The following is a 14,820-nucleotide window of genomic DNA, read 5'->3' as shown; positions in this document are numbered from 1 at the left end:
GGGATGATCGCCGGGGTGTTCTTCGGTTTGATGTTCGGTTTTGGCGGGATTGGCGCGGCTCTGCTGGGGCACCTGGCAGACATCCACGGCATCGAGTACGTGTACACGCTGTGCTCGTTCCTGCCGCTGTTCGGGGTGTTGGCGATTCTGTTGGTAAGCATCCCATGAACTGAGCGTGAGACAGCGGACGCGGTTGCGCTGTCGCGGGCGCGGACGCCGGGGTCAGCGGAGAAGGTTGTCGAAGTCCCCGTCACGCGCGCCCCCGACGAAGGCGGCGATCTCGTCGAACGTGTAGATCAATACGGGGCCGTCCGGGTACCGCGAGTTCCGCACCGCGATCCCCGCCCCGTCGGGCAACTCCGCGAGCTCCACACAGTTGCCGCTGGGATTGCTGCGGCGGCTTTTCTGCCAGATCAGGGCCGGCAGTTGCGTCGCGGGCATGCCGTTGTGCGATGGGTACATGGAATCTCTCTACGACGCTGCGTGGTTGTGCGAACTGGGGCGGGCCGGCGGCCGTTCCGGGCGGAAGCGCTTCCGCCGCGAGCCGTCGCGGCGGCCACGGGCCCGGGCGTACGTGATCCCGGCCGGTCGACGATGACCCGCATTGACGTCATCGCGTTCGTCCGCGGCACCCCCGGGAGAATGACCGTCGTGCATCTGCACGTGCATCCGCTCTTGCGTCTGCAAGCTTCAGCGAGCATGATACCGCAGACGTAGCTGTACCCAGTCGCTCACGCTTCGTGATCGGAAAGGGCTATTGACCACGAAAACGGCGCTCCGGAGAGCCATCCGACCGGCACGGAACGGACTTTCGGGCGGTGACCGGCCCCCGGCGCGCCGATCGCGTTCCGTGCCTACTGCACGCCGGTCCGCCGCTGTCGGCCTCGCCGCCGAGACCACCGCCCGTTGAAGGGACAGCCACAGTGGACCCCCTCACGCTCGCAGCCGGCGTCGCCGCCCTCGCCGGGCTCACCGCCGCCTGGCAGCTACGGCATCGGGCGCTCCGCGCCGAAACCCGGATCGCACGGCTCCACGCCGAGCTGGCCGCCGAACGGCACGCCGCCACGCACGACGAACTGACCGGCCTACCGAACCGACGCGCCTTCTACCAGATCGGCGCCCGGCTGACCGCGGACCCGGCACGGCAACCGCTCATCGCCGTCGTGCTCGACCTCGACGACTTCAAGCAGATCAACGACCGTTTCGGCCACGCGGCGGGCGATCACGTCCTGGTCACCGTCGCCCGACGGTTCGCCGCGTACGCCGGCGACAACCTGGTGGCCCGGCTCGGCGGCGACGAGTTCGCGGGCCTCCTCACCGCCCCCACCCACGACGGGCACTCGTTGCGGCACGCCACCCGTCGGCTCGCCGAGGCGCTCGCCGAGCCGATAGACGTGGCCGGGGAGAAAGCGACGGTGACCGCGTCCGTGGGGCTGGCTCCGCTGCGCGGCACCACCGAGCTCGCCGAGGCGCTGCGCGACGCCGACGCCGCGATGTACCACGCCAAGAACGCCCGACGACCCCTCCCGCATGTCGCCCGAGCTCCGATCGCGCCGACGGTGGCCCCCCGGATGGCCGACTCCCGGCACGCGTCCCTCCCACCGCGTGCGACCAACTCACTGGCCGGGCGGGTCGGCACGACGGGGCTGCGGCCCCACCCGCGACGCCCCGTTGAGACCACCCCCCTCGTCGAGCCGGCAGGAGAGTAACCATGCCCACGCCCACCATTCACCCTCACGCGCGGGACGCGGGCGAGGTGGCCCCGACCGACGACTACCGCCCCGCCGACCCCGTCTGGGTGTACCGCGACGGCGGTTGGCGCGCGGGCGTCGTCGAGGCCGTTTCCGCCCGGGCCGCCACGGTCACCTACCGCCCCGCCGGCGCCCGCGGCACCGGCGTCGACACCCTCACCGCCCGGTACGTGCTCGCCCGCTCCGACGCGGACCCCCTGCTCGACCAGCGCTGACCCGTCCGCCCGTACGAGTGGCGCGAGGAACCAATGGCGCCACCCGCCACCGGTTCCTCCGTACCGTGGGCGATATGGCAGCTGCGCCGTCCGCCCGGGCCGTGCTTCTCGACGGACCGGCGGCCGGGACGCTGGTCGACGTCGCCGGTCCGACCGTCGTCGTGGGGACGCACCTCTACGAGCTGACCGATGAGACCGCCGAGGTGGGGCGACGCCAGCGGCGGGTGTACCGCCACCGGGCGGACTGCTGCGATCCGGGCGATGCCGACGCGCGCCGTCGGGGCCAGGACGGATGCGAATAGGCGGGTAGCCGAGAACGAAACGGTCGCCGTCTGCCACGAGGCGGACCGGCGCATCGTGGCAGGGACGCGCTAGTTCTGCACCGGCTGGACCGCCCGGTAGTAGAGGTCGAGGCAGAGCAGCAGCTCGGTCTGGGCGACCCCGGTAAGGGTCCGGATCTCCGAGTCAACCACGTGCATGACGTCCCGGGCGTCACGGCAGACCGCCTCGACGAAGATGTCGAAGCGCCCGGCGCACGCGACGACATACTTGACCGACGAGAGCTTTGTCAGGGTGCTCGCGAGGTCGTTGATGCTGTGGCCCGGCGCCACCCGGATGCCCACCCAGACCTGCATGGTGAAGCCGAGGCTTCGCGGGTTGGCGATAGCGGTGATCCGGATGGTCTTCTCCTGGAGCATCCGCGTGACCCGCTTGCGCACCTGCGACTCCGAGATGCCGAGCCGCTCCCCCACCAGCCCGAACGGGAGGCGCCCGTCGCCGCTCAGCTCCGCGACGATCCGTCGGTCCGCGGCGTCGAGCGGCGCCAGCGTCTCCGTGTCGCCGTTCTCCCCCCGCTGCTGCGCCACGTCCCAGACCGGGTCCTGGTAGTGCAGCTGGAGATAGGGGAACACCTCGGCCGACCGGACGCCGGGGGCCCGGACGAACGACTCGTCGATGACCGTGAGCAGCTCGGCGGTGTCCCGGCAGAGCACCTCGACCAGCGCGTCGTACCGCCCGGTCGTGATCACCGCGTAGTCGACGGAGGGGAGTTGCGCCATCGATTCGACCAACGGCTTGATCCCGCGCCGGCCGTCCACCTTCACGCCGACCATGGCCGCGACGGTGTAGCCGAGCACAGCCGGGTCGGCGACCGTGGTGATCTGGATGACGCGGCTCTCGAGCAGTTCGTTGACGCGCCGGCGGATTGTCTTCTCCGGCACCCGCAGCTCGCGGGAGATCGCGGCGAAGGACTGCCGACCGTCGAGCTGCAGCAGCCGGATCAGCGCGCGGTCGAGCTCGGAGAGCGGTACGTGGTCCGCGTCGGACACCGGAAAGGCGCCGCCCAGAAACCCGGCCACGATGTGCTCCGATCCGTGCATGCCAGCCAAAATAGCGGGAGAGAAGTCGTGCGCGTGTCCCGCGCTAGATGCGGGAATTGTGGGTCACCTCGACCTGTCGGTCGTGGACGAGCCGACCGCCGAGGAATACGGCGTCCACCCGCACGTCGAGCAGGTCGTCCGCGGAACCGGCGAACGGGTCCCGGTCCAGCACGATCACGTCGGCCTTCTTGCCCGGCTCCAGCGAGCCGTACACCTCCTCCTCACCGAGCGTGCGCGCGCCGTTGATGGTGTGCATGCGCAACGCCTCCGCGAGGGTGATCCGCTGATCGCCGTCGAGCTCCTCGCCGAGGAACGACTGCCGGCTCAGACAGCACCAGATGCTGAAGAACGGGTTGGTGGCGCGTTCTTCCGAGCCGATCCACACGTCGGAGCTGCCGGTGATCGCCCAGCCCTCGTCTACGAGGCGGCGGAACGGGAAGCGGCCGAGCCGGCCGTAGTCGCCCAGGTAGGTGGGGAAGAAGTCGCCGAAGGTGTAGATGAAGACCGGCTGCGGCACGGGGATGATGCCGGCCCGCCGCCACAGTTCGGTCGCCTCGGGCTCCGGCAGGAAGTTGCCGGCGTGCTCGACGCGGGGCGCGGGCGCGCCGGGCCGCGCGCCACCGGCGGCCTCGATCGCCTTGCAGACCTCCTCCTGCGCGCGGTCGCCGTTGGCGTGCACCGCGAGTTGCAGGCCGGCCGCTGCGGTCTGCCGCAGCGCGTCGCCGATCTGGTCCGGGCTGAGCGCGACCTCGCCGCAGTGGTGGTGCCCCTCGTGGACGTACGGCTTCTTCACCGCCGCGCTGGCCGCCGAGTATCCGCCGTCGGCGAACATCTTGACCCCGTGGATCCGCATGAGGTCCTCGGGAGCGGTGAGGCCGAGCCAGTCGGCGTGCGCGCACGCCTGTTGCAGGCTCACGGTGCCGGGTGCCCAGAGGTAGACCCGTAGACGGGCGGCGAGTTCGCCGTCCCGCACCAACGTGTCCATCTCGCGCAGACCGGCCACCGTCTCCGAGATTTCCCCGATGGTGGTGACGCCGTTGGCGGTGAAGAGGCCGTGGACCCCGTCGCGGATCGCGGCGCGCAGTGCGTCGCCGGAGAGCTTCGGCAGCGGGAGAAGGTTGTCCATCTCCTTCACCACGCCGGTCGGCTCGCCGTGCTCGTCCCGCTCCACGGTCGGCAGGCCGGTGATGCTGTAGTCGGCCTCGCGGTAGCCACCGTCGATGCCGGCGCGTTCGAGGGCGCGGCTGTTGAGCACGCTGACATGGCCGCCGGCGCGGATCACGATGGCGACCTCCGTGCTGACCGAGTCGAGCTCGGCCCGCGTGGGGAGCCGCTTCTCGGCGAGCTTCTGGTCGAAGAAGAGGTTGGCCTGGCCCACGAGCCAGCCGTCCACCGCCTCGTCCAGGTGGTCCCGGAGGATGTCGAGCACGTCGGCGACGTTGCGGCAGCGCGGCGCCCGGCAGTCCACGGTCTGGTACGCGGTGCGGGCGGCGACCTCCATGTGCGCGTGGACGTCGACGAAGCCCGGCATGATCGGCGCATCGCCGACGTCGTGCAGGACCGTGTCGGGACCGATGTGCGCGTCCGCCTCCGCGCGGGGGCCGGTGGCGACGATGTTCCCGTCGCGTACGGCGAGGAAGCCGGGCGACACGGGATCGCCCTCGGTCATCCAGATGACCCGGTTCGAGAGCAGAACGAGATCGGCGGCGCGGTCCATATCGGCTGAGTCCTCCTCGACTTACCACAAACTGGGACGGCTGCCGCTGCGGCGGCGGGCCTGATGCCGGCCGGTTAGCGTGCCGTACACCCACACACGGTGCCCGTCGGGTCACTTCTCGCCGTCCCGCACGGTGGCGATGACGGTAACGTCCCTTTCGGCGGCCGTCAATTACTAGATCCAGCCGTTTCTTCCCGCCCTCTGGGCTGAATCCAGCCGTGAAGCAGTACTGGGCAGCCTTTGGCGTCCCACGAATCGACGTTCCTCCGATATCCAGCCCGTTTACGAGAAACCTCGACGGTTTCTGTCCTTGACATCGTCGTAACGGACTGTTTACGTTCTAGCCCGTAGCCGGAGTGAGCGGCGTCTCACTTCTGGTCATGAGGATCATCCGGCCGGCGCGCCATCGCGTCGGCTTCTCACCAAGGTTCGCTCGGTTGGAGGGCGGTTCAATGCCATCTGGGGTGCGTCATGCAGAGGTCGCCGGCGGCGGCCTCGGCGGCCTGACGGTCGCTACGGCACTCGCGCAGCGCGGTTGGAGCGTGCGGGTCCACGAGCGTGGCAGTGAGCTGCGCGAGATCGGCGCCGGCATCTTCATGTGGGAGAACGCCGTCCGCGTGCTCGAGCACATCGGCGCCTTCGACGAGGCGCTCGGCCGGGCCGAGCGCATCGAGAGCTGGCGACTGTTCGATGAGCGTCAGCGCCCCATCCAGGACGACTGGATGAAGTCCGACGACGTGCGGCTCTACACGGTGCTCCGCACCGACCTGCACCGCGCGCTCGGCAACGCCGCGAAGCGCGCGGGCGTCGAGATCGTCACGAACTCGCTCGTCGCGGGCGCTTCGGAGGACGGCGAGCTGTTCCTGGAGAACGGCACCTCGCACAAGGCGGACCTGATCGTCGGCGCGGACGGCGTCGGCTCCGCGGTGCGGAACTCCGTCGGGCTGAACATCGTGGTCAAGGACCTGATGGACGGCTGCAGCCGACACCTCGTCCCACGGCTCCCGCACGACCCGGTCAACCACGCGCTGGAATACTGGAACGGCGGCCGCCGCGTCGGCATCACCCCCGTCTCCGACGAGCAGGTCTACATCTACACCTGCTGCCCGGCGACCGACCTGGCCGGCCGTGAGCGCCCGTTCAACGTGGAGTCGTGGAGCGAGTCGTTCCCGCACCTGCGGCACTTCTTCGACCGCGTCCCCAACGTCTCGCGATGGGCGTCGTTCTCGGACGTGCGCTGCCACGGCTGGGTCAAGGGCCACGTCGCGCTGGTCGGCGACGCCGCGAGCGCGATGTCGCCGAACCTGGGCCAGGCCGCCTGCCTCGCGATGACCAACGGTTACGCGCTCGCCATGATGCTCGAGGGCGCCGCCAACGTCCCGTCGGCGCTGCTCGGCTGGGAGGCGCGCCAGCGTCCGGTCACCGACGCGACGCAGAAGTACTCGCGCCTCTACGGCAAGGTCGGCACCCGCTGGCCGCGCCCGCTGACCGACGTGCGTTCCGCGCTGGTCTGGGCGGCCGGCAAGTCGCGGCCTTGGCAGGCGCGGGTCAACGTCGCCGCCCACCAGGGCGCCGAGCTGATCGGCAAGGCGACCCGGAAGGCGAGCTGACCGCTTTTCCTGTCCACCACCCCCACGCGCTGAGCGATGAGCACTCCTGCCCCGGGCAGGACCGGACGATGGAGAACGAGAATGCCGAAGGGTAAGGCGAAGGCCGCGGCGTTGGCCACCGCGGCCGCGCTCCTGCTCAGCGCCTGCAGCGTGGGCCAGGACAGCCGGCGCGGGGAGAGCAGGTATGACCCCTCCCAGCCCGTTCCGGGCTCGGACAAGGGCAGCTTCACCGCCTCCGCCGCGGAGATCAGGGCGTCGCTGCGGAGCGACGCGTGGTGGTACCCCACCCTCTACGTGGACTGCGCGGACCCGGGCACGACGCGCGAGGGCTGCAACGGCCCCCGGACCGAGGGGGTCTACAACGCGATCCCCAAGGACCTGGTCTCGAACCGGTGGCGGATCTGCTTCGCGATGCCGCACGTCTCTGACCCGTACTGGGTGGCGGCTGATTACGGCGCGGTGCAGGAGGCGCGCCGGCTCGGCGTGGAGCTCGACGTCTACGAGGCGGGCGGTTACACGGAGCTGTCGAAGCAGCTCAACCAGATCGACGACTGCGTCGCCTCGGGAGCCGAGGCGATCGTGATCGGCGCGATCAGCTTCAACGGCCTGGACGCGAAGGTCGAGCAGTTGATCGACGACGGGATCGTGGTGATCGACGGCCTCAACGGCATCTCCAGCGACAAGGTCAGCGCTCGCGCGGTGCTGAACTGGCGGGAGATGGGCGCGGCGGTCGGTGACTACCTCAAGAAGCAGAACAAGACGGAGAAGGTCGCCTGGTTCCCCGGCCCGCCCGGCGCCGGCTGGGCGGAGGACGCCACCTCCGGTTTCACCGACGCGATCAAGGGCAGCCCAACGACCGTCGCGGCGACCAAGTATGGCGACACCTCCAAGGAGGTCCAGCTCAAGCTCCTGGAGGACACGGTTCAGGCCGATCCGGGCATCACGGTGCTCGCCGGCACCGCGGTGACGGCCGATGCCGCGGTCGCCGGGGACGTGGCGGGCGGCCAGCGGAAGATCTTCGCCGACTACCTCATCCCGTCCACCTTCGACGAGATCAAGAACGGCAACGTCACCTGCGGTGTCTCCGACCAGCCGGTGATGCAGGCCCGGATCGCCATCGACATGGCGGTCCGGCTGCTCGAGAAGATCCCGCTCGACGACCAACGCGGCCGAGCCTTCCCCGCCCCGCTGCTGGTGTGCGGACCGGGTGCCGGCGAGGACGCGAACCTCGACTCGTTCATCCCGGAGACGACCTTCGCGCCCGCCGACTTCAAGCCGGTCTTCCGCGTGAGCGATAAGTGAAGCGTGAGCGGCACGTCGAGCCCAGAGAAGGAATGATGACGCATCACGAGGAGGGCGTGGTTCTCCGCGCCGAACGGATCACGAAACGGTACCTGGGTGTCAAAGCACTCGACCAGGTCTCCTTCGACCTGCGCCGAGGCGAGATCCACGCCCTGCTCGGCGAGAACGGCGCCGGAAAGTCGACGCTGATCAAGACGATCTCCGGGTCCGTCCGGCAGGACGAGGGCACGATCTCGATCAACGGGCAACAACTGGGGGCGCTGACCCCCACCACGGCGGCGGCCCACGGAGTCGGCACGGTCTTCCAGGAGATGAGCCTGGTCCGGGCGCTGTCGGTCGCGGAGAACATCTTCCTGGGACACGAGCAGCGCCGGATGGGGCTACTGGACAAGCGGCGGATGCTCGCCGGCGCGACGGAGGCGCTGGAGCGCATCGGGGTCGAGCTCGACCCGCGTACCCCGGTCGCCGGGTTGTCCCGCGCGCAGATGCAGCTCGTTGAGATCGCCCGGGTGCTGCACCGCAGCTCCGACATCCTGATTCTCGACGAACCGACGGCATCGCTGAGCCTCGGGGAGACGCGCCGACTCTTCGAGATCCTCACCGGGCTCCGCGAACGCGGCATCGGGATCATTTACATCTCCCACCGACTTGCCGAGATCAAGGAGCTGGCGAACCGGGTCACGGTGCTGCGCGACGGCCAGAAGATCGGCACCATCGCCGCCGCCGGAGTCACCGACGACACGCTGGTCGAGATGATGTCCGGCCGGACCCTGGAAAAGCTCTACCCCCGCACCGAGGCGCGGCCCGGCAAGGTACGGCTCCGCGTCTCGGGGCTGACCGGTCCGCTGCTGCGGGACGTGTCGTTCGAGGTGGCGGCTGGCGAGATCGTCGGGCTGGCCGGGCTCGTGGGTTCGGGCAAGTCGGAGATCGGCCGCGCCTGCTTCGGTCTGGAGCCGGTCAGCGGCGGCTCGGTGGAGATCGACGGACGGGCCCTGCCGAAGCCGAACCCGAAGCGGGCGATGCGCCAGGGCATGATCTACTACCCCGCCGACCGCCACCAGGAGGGCCTGGTCACCACCGGAACCCTCCGCGAGAACATCACGCTCCCCTCCATCGCCGCCGGGACGATGTCCCGCTTCGGCGTGGTGAACCGGCGGGAGGGGGCGGCGCGGACCAACCGGGTCATCGACGCGCTCTCCATCAAGCCGGCCGACCCCGGACGGTCGATCCTCGGCTTCTCCGGCGGCAACCAGCAGAAGGCGCTGCTGGCGCGCTCCTTCGCCAAAAGCTTCCCCGTCCATGTCTTCGATGAGCCGACCGTCGGCATCGACATCGGCGCGAAGACCGACGTCTACGAATACATGAACCGACTCTGCGAGGAGGGCGCCGCCGTGGTGCTCATCTCGTCCGACACCGAGGAGATCCTCGGGATGTCACACCGGATTTACGCGGTTCGCGACGGGCAGGTCGTGGCCGACCTGCGCGGCGACGAACTGACCGAGGCAAACGTCGTTCGCGCGTTCTTCGGCTCGCGCGAGCCTTCTGTCACTTCAGGGAGTGTGGACCGTGACCAGTCCGCTTGATCTGGACGAGCGGTCGTCCAACCCGCAGGACGCCCCCGTGCTCGGCAAGCACCCGTCGCCGGCGGCGCCCGGCCCGGGGCCGTCGCGGCTCGTCAGCGCGCTGCTGCGGGTCGGGCTGCTCCCCGTCATGCTCATCGCGGCCGTCGCGATCTTCGCGACGATCGAGCCGCGGTTCCTCGGGCCGCTCAACGGCACGAACATCGGACGGCAACTGTCGTTCCTGCTCATCATCACGATGGCGCAGATGCTGGTGCTGGTCACCGCCGAGATCGACATGTCGGTCGGCTCGACGATCGCGCTGACCAGCGTCGTCTCCACCACCGTGATGGTGAAGGTCGGCGGCGACGGCCTTCAGCCCGTCGTGCTCGGCGTGCTCGCCGGCCTCGGGGTCGGGCTGGCCATGGGGCTGATCAACGGCCTGATCGTGGCGAAGTTCCGGGTGCCGTCCTTCATCGTGACCATCGGCAGCGGAGCGATCGCCTTCGGCGTCGCGCTGATGATCTCCAGTGGAAGCCCGATCACCGGACTGCCGCGGACCTTCACCCGGACGATCGGCAACACCAAGATCGGCCTGGTGCCGCTCTCCCTGCTGATCGCCCTCGCGGTCTTCGCCCTGCTCTACCTGGTGCTCAACTGGACGACCGTCGGTCGCTACTTCTACGCCGTCGGTGGCGGCGAGAACGCCGCCCGCCTGGTCGGTGTGCCGGTGCTCCGCAGCAAGGTGCTGGCCTTCGTGCTCTGCAGCACGCTGACCTCGCTCTCCGCCATCCTGCTCACCGCCCGGGTCTCCTCCGGCGAGCCGAACCTCGGCTCCGAGTTCGTCATCTACTCGATCGCGGCGGCGGTGCTCGGCGGCACGTCGTTCTTCGGCGGCGAGGGACGGCTCGGCATGGCGGCGATCGGCGCCCTGTTCCTGGTGGTGCTCAACAACGGCATGAACCTGATCCGGGTCTCGAGCTACACGCAGCAGGTCGTGCTCGGCGTGCTGCTCATCGGCGCGGTCGTCATCGACCGGCTGCGGCGCCGGAGCACCAGCCGCTAGTTGCCCCGTACGAGATCGGTAAGGAGAAGTGGCGCAGCGATGAGCGACGCACGCGAGTTCTGGGTAGCCGGCGAGCCCGCCACGGGCGATCGGAGCTTCGAGGTCCGGCATCCGTACGACGGGCGCCTGGTGGCGTCGGTCTCGGTGCCGACGGACGCGCAGGTGGAGGCGGCGGTGGCGGCCGCGCAGGCGGTTGCCGCCGAGGCGGCGGCGCTGCCCGCGTTCGCCCGGGCGGAGGCGTTGACGCACGTGGCGCGCCGGCTCGCCGAGCGCGGTGAGGAGATCGCCCGTCTGATCACCGCCGAGAACGGCAAGCCGCTGAAGTGGGCGCGGGGCGAGGTGTCCCGCGCGGTCTCCACGTTCCGGTGGGCGGCCGAGGAGGCGCGGCGCTGGTCGGGCGAGCTGCAGCGGCTGGACACCGATCCGACCGCGGCCGGCCGGGTCGCGCTCACCCGCCGCTTCCCGCGCGGACCGGTGCTGGCGATCGCGCCGTTCAACTTCCCGCTCAATCTGGTGGCGCACAAGGTCGCCCCGGCGATCGCGGTCGGCGCACCGGTGATCATCAAGCCGGCGCCGAAGACCCCGCTCTCCGCGCTGGTCCTCGGCGAGTTGCTCGCCGAGACCGGGCTGCCCGCCGGGATGTGGTCGGTGCTGCCCCTGCTCAACGAGGAGACCGCCGCACTCGTGTCCGACCCGCGACTGCCGGTGGTCTCGTTCACCGGCTCCGGGCCGGTGGGGTGGAGCATCCGAGAATCGGTGCCGCACAAGCACGTGACCCTCGAACTCGGCGGCAACGCCGCCGCGGTGGTCTGCCCGGACTGGTCGAGCGACGCCGACCTCGATTTCGCGGCGACCCGGATCGCCACCTTCGCCAACTACCAGGCCGGCCAGTCCTGCATCTCGGTGCAGCGGGTCATCGTCGACCGGTCGGTCGCCGACGCGCTCGCCGAACGGATCGCGACGGCGGTCGAGGCCCAGCGCACCGGCGACCCCTGGGACGAGGCCACCGACGTGGGGCCGCTCATCGACGAGGCCGCAGCGATCCGGGTACAGACCTGGGTCGAGGAGGCCGTCGCGGCCGGCGCGACGGTGCTGACCGGCGGCACGCGTACGGGGGCCAGCGTCGCCCCCACCGTGCTGGTCGACGTGCCGCCCGATGCGAAGGTCACCTGCGAGGAGATCTTCGGTCCGGTGCTGGTGATCGAGGCGGTCGACGGCGTGGACGCCGCGTTCGCCAGGGTCAACGACTCCCGCTACGGCCTGCAGGCCGGCGTCTTCACCCGGGATCTGCAGGTCGCGTTCCGGGCCCACCGGGAACTGGAGGTCGGCGGTGTGGTGATCGGCGACGTGCCCAGCTACCGCGCGGACCAGATGGCGTACGGCGGGGTGAAGGAGTCCGGCGTCGGCCGGGAGGGCGTGCGGTACGCGATGGAGGACTACACGTACGAGAAGGTCCTCGTCCTCACCGGTCTTCCGCTCTGACCGCTCCCCTATCCTCGTCTTCGCGGCCCGGCATAGCCGGGCCGCGAACGCGTTTGACGGGCGGAGAGGGAGATCGAATTGTTGACCCCCGGTAGCGAGGTGACGGTCCGGCTGCTGAAGGCGCCGCGCCCGGACGTGACGTACCCCGCGGTCGTGCTGACCGACGACGGGACGCAGCTCGTCGTGCGTGCGCCGTGGGCGGGCGCGGCATCGCGGGATTTCGGCTTCGTCCGCTTCGAACGCGGTGACGTCTTCACCGAGCACTACTGGCGCGACCGGTGGTATTCGATCAAGGAGGTCCGCGGCGCGGACGGGGCGCTGAAGGGCTGGTACTGCGACGTGACCCGCCCCGCGCGGGTCGAGACGGGTGAGCTCCTCGTCACCGATCTCGACCTGGATCTCTGGCGCTCCGCCGACGGAGCGACGATCCTCCGGCTCGACGAGGATGAGTTCGCCGCGAGCGGCCTCGCCGAGCGCGACCCCGAGGCGGCGGCGCGGGCCCGCCGGGCCCTGGACGAACTGGAAGAGCTGGCCCGCGCCGGCCAGCTCCTGTGACCCCGACGATCTTGCAGTCATGGCTCCCGCTTCGGGGAGGCCGTGACTGCAAGATCGTCGCGATCGTGAGACGTGAACGGGGCGACGCGACCTAGACGGGCATGGCGCTGACCGCCTTCTTCAGGGCGTCACTCGGGCTGCGCGGGGCGTTCTTCTGCATCTGCGCCATCTGGGCACCCATCTCCTGCAACTGCTTGCGGTCCATGCCCTCACGCACCTTCGGGAACCACTCCTGCTCCTCCTCGTCGATGTGGTGCAGGATGGTCTCCATCAGGACCGTCGCCTTCGCGACGTACCGCTCGTCGTCGGGGCTCATCTCGGCGAGTTCGGCGCTGAGCACATCGGCGACGTGGTGCTCCTGGTAGGACTCGAGCACGTCCGACTCCAGGCCGGGGCACATCTGCCGGGTGACCGGATACATGCACTCGTTCTCCAGGTACGTGTGCACGGTGAGCGTCTCGCAGATCTGACCGACCAGTGCCTGCTTCTGTTGCGGCGTGGCGGTCTCCGCGGACTTCTGGAACTTCTGGAACAGCGCCCGGATCTCCTTGTGTTGGCTGGTCAACAGTTCGATGGCGTCGGCGGGCATACGGAAACGACCTCCTCGGTAGTGGTGCGGCGAGGTACCCGCATCCCTGCCCGGCAAACAGCCCGAAACGGCACAAGCCATCACCCGAACGTCCACCCCACCGTCGTCAGATCGCCGTGGCCTGGCCGACTTTCCAGTCACCGCCGACCGGCACCATCGTGAGCACCACCCGGTTCTGATCGACCTTCTCCCCCGCCGTGCTCACGTTACGGCGGTACTGGTTGAGGTAGACGAGCAACTCCACCCGGCTGGCCGTGGCGGTCACCACTCCGGTCGCGGTGACCTCCGCCAGCACCACCGCCTGCTGTGTCGCGGCGGTCGCCTTCAACGCCGCCGTCGTCTGCGCGTACTCGTCGGCGAACTTCCCCGTCACGAAGGTGCGCCCGTTCGCCACGCTGGTGTCGAAGGTGCGGTAGTCGTACGAGAAGATCGCCTTCGCGGCGGCGGTCGCGGCGGCGAGCGACTGGCGGACCGCCGTGTCGCGCTGCTCCGCGCGATCGTGGCCGTACCAGCCGGCCCCCGCGGCCGCCGCCGCGAGCAGCGTCGCGGCGACCAGCGCCGGGACCAGCGGGATGCGGCGCGGCCCGCTGCCGGTCGTCCGGCGAAGGCGCGGCCGCAACCGCCGCGTGAGTGTGCCGAGGGAACCCATCCGACTCTCCTTACTAACCGACGAACTGCAGGCGGGAGACCAGCCACTTCCCGGATCGCCCGTCACGGGCCATGTCGACCTGGATCCGGTAGTGCGACGCCCGCCCGTCGGGCGCGTTCACGTTCTTCACCGTGGCGTCGATCGCCACCAGCACCACGGCCGAACGGCGGTCCCCCGAGACCAGGCCGGCGCGCAGCACCGAGCCACGCGACTCGACCTTGTTCTCCACGACCGCCGCCCGGACCTGCGGCCCGCCCCGGGTGAACTGCTCCCTGAACTCCCCGGTCGCGCCGGCGGAGATCCGTTGCAGGTCCCGGTCGACGCTCGAGGCGCTCACCGAGACGAAATTGACGGTGGTCTGCTTGGCCGCGGCGAGCGCCGCCTGGTGGGCGGCATCCAACGACCGGTCGGCGTACCACCGGTGACCGAAGACCCCGGTCGCTGCGAGCCCGGCGGCGAGTGCGGCCACGAGCAGGGCGATCAGCACCCGACGGCCGCGCGGAACGGCGGGCGCGTCCCGCTCCGTGACGGGCGCCGTCCCGCTCGACGCCGTCGGATCGTCCGCGGGCCCGTCGACCGGTTCGGAGTCGAGCTTCTTCAGCAACGCCTCGACCGGCTCCTCCGGCGGGGGAACGTGCCGGGTGAAGGCGCGGCGCCGGACGTTGCGACCCGGCGTACCCGGTTTCGCGCCCTTGATCAGTTTCAACGTGCGTTCCTCACGGGTCTGCATCGTCACCTCCTTCGGTGCGCCGGTCACGGGGTCACCCCGGCCAGCAGCAACTGCTTCCACGACTGGTCCCCCGCCAGTTGGTACTGTCCGCCGGTCCCACCGAACTGCAGCGGCCGACCGTCCGGGCCGAGCACCAGCCCGGTCGCCGGGTCGTACCCGGCCAGCGCGGCCGGAGCCGGCTCGGCAGGCGCACCGGCGGGGGACGCGTGCGGCTCC

The 14,820-nt window shown here is 70.2% G+C and carries 15 protein-coding genes and 1 pseudogene; 9 read left to right on the top strand and 7 right to left on the bottom strand.

Going from position 1 to position 14,820, the window contains the following annotated elements; genetic code table 11:
* Nucleotides 1–222: 222 nt before the first annotated feature.
* Nucleotides 223–462, bottom strand: coding sequence for a DUF397 domain-containing protein (locus tag AB0J06_RS25525; RefSeq protein WP_357432090.1), 240 nt, complete (start codon nucleotides 460–462; stop codon nucleotides 223–225).
* Nucleotides 463–923: 461 nt separating this feature from the next.
* On the opposite strand from AB0J06_RS25525, the pseudogene AB0J06_RS25520 reads away from it, so the two are divergent.
* From AB0J06_RS25520 to AB0J06_RS25510, 3 genes and pseudogenes are all read left to right on the top strand, one after another.
* A pseudogene (locus AB0J06_RS25520) lies at nucleotides 924–1,511 on the top strand (GGDEF domain-containing protein); the annotation flags it as partial.
* A gap of 200 nt (nucleotides 1,512–1,711) precedes the next feature.
* Nucleotides 1,712–1,966 (top strand): hypothetical protein, encoded by a 255-nt coding sequence (locus tag AB0J06_RS25515; protein WP_357432088.1) that lies wholly within the window; start codon nucleotides 1,712–1,714, stop codon nucleotides 1,964–1,966.
* Nucleotides 1,967–2,040: 74 nt separating this feature from the next.
* The gene (locus AB0J06_RS25510) at nucleotides 2,041–2,268 is read left to right on the top strand and encodes a hypothetical protein (RefSeq protein WP_357432086.1); all 228 of its coding nucleotides are present in this window, start codon (nucleotides 2,041–2,043) and stop codon (nucleotides 2,266–2,268) included.
* A 69-nt stretch (nucleotides 2,269–2,337) separates the two neighbouring features.
* Here AB0J06_RS25510 and AB0J06_RS25505 read toward each other — a convergent pair whose 3' ends face one another.
* Together AB0J06_RS25505 and AB0J06_RS25500 are read right to left on the bottom strand one after the other, a co-directional pair.
* Nucleotides 2,338–3,345, bottom strand: a complete 1,008-nt coding sequence (locus tag AB0J06_RS25505; RefSeq protein WP_357432084.1) for an Lrp/AsnC family transcriptional regulator — start codon at nucleotides 3,343–3,345, stop codon at nucleotides 2,338–2,340.
* 43 nt (nucleotides 3,346–3,388) lie between these two features.
* The gene (locus AB0J06_RS25500; protein WP_357432082.1) at nucleotides 3,389–5,062 is read right to left on the bottom strand and encodes an amidohydrolase; all 1,674 of its coding nucleotides are present in this window, start codon (nucleotides 5,060–5,062) and stop codon (nucleotides 3,389–3,391) included.
* Between the two features lie 464 nt (nucleotides 5,063–5,526).
* Here AB0J06_RS25500 and AB0J06_RS25495 point away from each other — a divergent pair, with 464 nt between their 5' ends.
* The 6 genes from AB0J06_RS25495 to AB0J06_RS25470 all read left to right on the top strand — a co-directional run bounded on the left by AB0J06_RS25495 (nucleotide 5,527) and on the right by AB0J06_RS25470 (nucleotide 12,636).
* Entirely contained in the window at nucleotides 5,527–6,672 is a 1,146-nt protein-coding gene (locus tag AB0J06_RS25495) for an NAD(P)/FAD-dependent oxidoreductase (RefSeq protein WP_357432080.1), read from the top strand.
* A gap of 81 nt (nucleotides 6,673–6,753) precedes the next feature.
* Entirely contained in the window at nucleotides 6,754–7,974 is a 1,221-nt protein-coding gene (gene torT, locus AB0J06_RS25490; protein WP_357432078.1) for a TMAO reductase system periplasmic protein TorT, read from the top strand.
* Between the two features lie 35 nt (nucleotides 7,975–8,009).
* Nucleotides 8,010–9,557 (top strand): sugar ABC transporter ATP-binding protein, encoded by a 1,548-nt coding sequence (locus AB0J06_RS25485; RefSeq protein ID WP_357432075.1) that lies wholly within the window; start codon nucleotides 8,010–8,012, stop codon nucleotides 9,555–9,557.
* Nucleotides 9,541–10,599: an ABC transporter permease gene (locus AB0J06_RS25480; RefSeq protein ID WP_357432073.1), complete on the top strand. Its 1,059-nt coding sequence runs from the start codon at nucleotides 9,541–9,543 to the stop codon at nucleotides 10,597–10,599. The genes AB0J06_RS25485 and AB0J06_RS25480 overlap by 17 nt, the downstream gene beginning before the upstream one ends.
* 39 nt (nucleotides 10,600–10,638) lie before the next feature.
* Nucleotides 10,639–12,081: an aldehyde dehydrogenase family protein gene (locus AB0J06_RS25475; RefSeq protein WP_357432071.1), complete on the top strand. Its 1,443-nt coding sequence runs from the start codon at nucleotides 10,639–10,641 to the stop codon at nucleotides 12,079–12,081.
* A gap of 78 nt (nucleotides 12,082–12,159) precedes the next feature.
* The gene (locus tag AB0J06_RS25470; RefSeq protein ID WP_357432069.1) at nucleotides 12,160–12,636 is read left to right on the top strand and encodes a DUF402 domain-containing protein; all 477 of its coding nucleotides are present in this window, start codon (nucleotides 12,160–12,162) and stop codon (nucleotides 12,634–12,636) included.
* Nucleotides 12,637–12,727: 91 nt separating this feature from the next.
* Here the strand turns inward: AB0J06_RS25470 and AB0J06_RS25465 are convergent, their stop codons facing one another.
* The 4 genes from AB0J06_RS25465 to AB0J06_RS25450 form a co-directional block, all read right to left on the bottom strand.
* Nucleotides 12,728–13,225, bottom strand: coding sequence for a hemerythrin domain-containing protein (locus tag AB0J06_RS25465; RefSeq protein ID WP_357432067.1), 498 nt, complete (start codon nucleotides 13,223–13,225; stop codon nucleotides 12,728–12,730).
* A 106-nt stretch (nucleotides 13,226–13,331) separates the two neighbouring features.
* The gene (locus AB0J06_RS25460; protein WP_357432065.1) at nucleotides 13,332–13,874 is read right to left on the bottom strand and encodes a hypothetical protein; all 543 of its coding nucleotides are present in this window, start codon (nucleotides 13,872–13,874) and stop codon (nucleotides 13,332–13,334) included.
* Nucleotides 13,875–13,887: 13 nt separating this feature from the next.
* Nucleotides 13,888–14,604: a hypothetical protein gene (locus AB0J06_RS25455; protein WP_357432063.1), complete on the bottom strand. Its 717-nt coding sequence runs from the start codon at nucleotides 14,602–14,604 to the stop codon at nucleotides 13,888–13,890.
* A gap of 23 nt (nucleotides 14,605–14,627) precedes the next feature.
* Nucleotides 14,628–14,820, bottom strand: a 193-nt coding sequence (locus AB0J06_RS25450) for a hypothetical protein (protein WP_357432061.1), incomplete at its 5' end; no start/stop codon positions are given.

The sequence above is a fragment of the Micromonospora sp. NPDC049679 genome (assembly GCF_040659735.1).
Taxonomy (GTDB): Bacteria; Actinomycetota; Actinomycetes; order Mycobacteriales; family Micromonosporaceae; genus Micromonospora_I.
The sequence above is the reverse complement of the archived record's forward strand: the minus strand, read 5'-3'. Positions and strand labels throughout refer to the sequence as shown.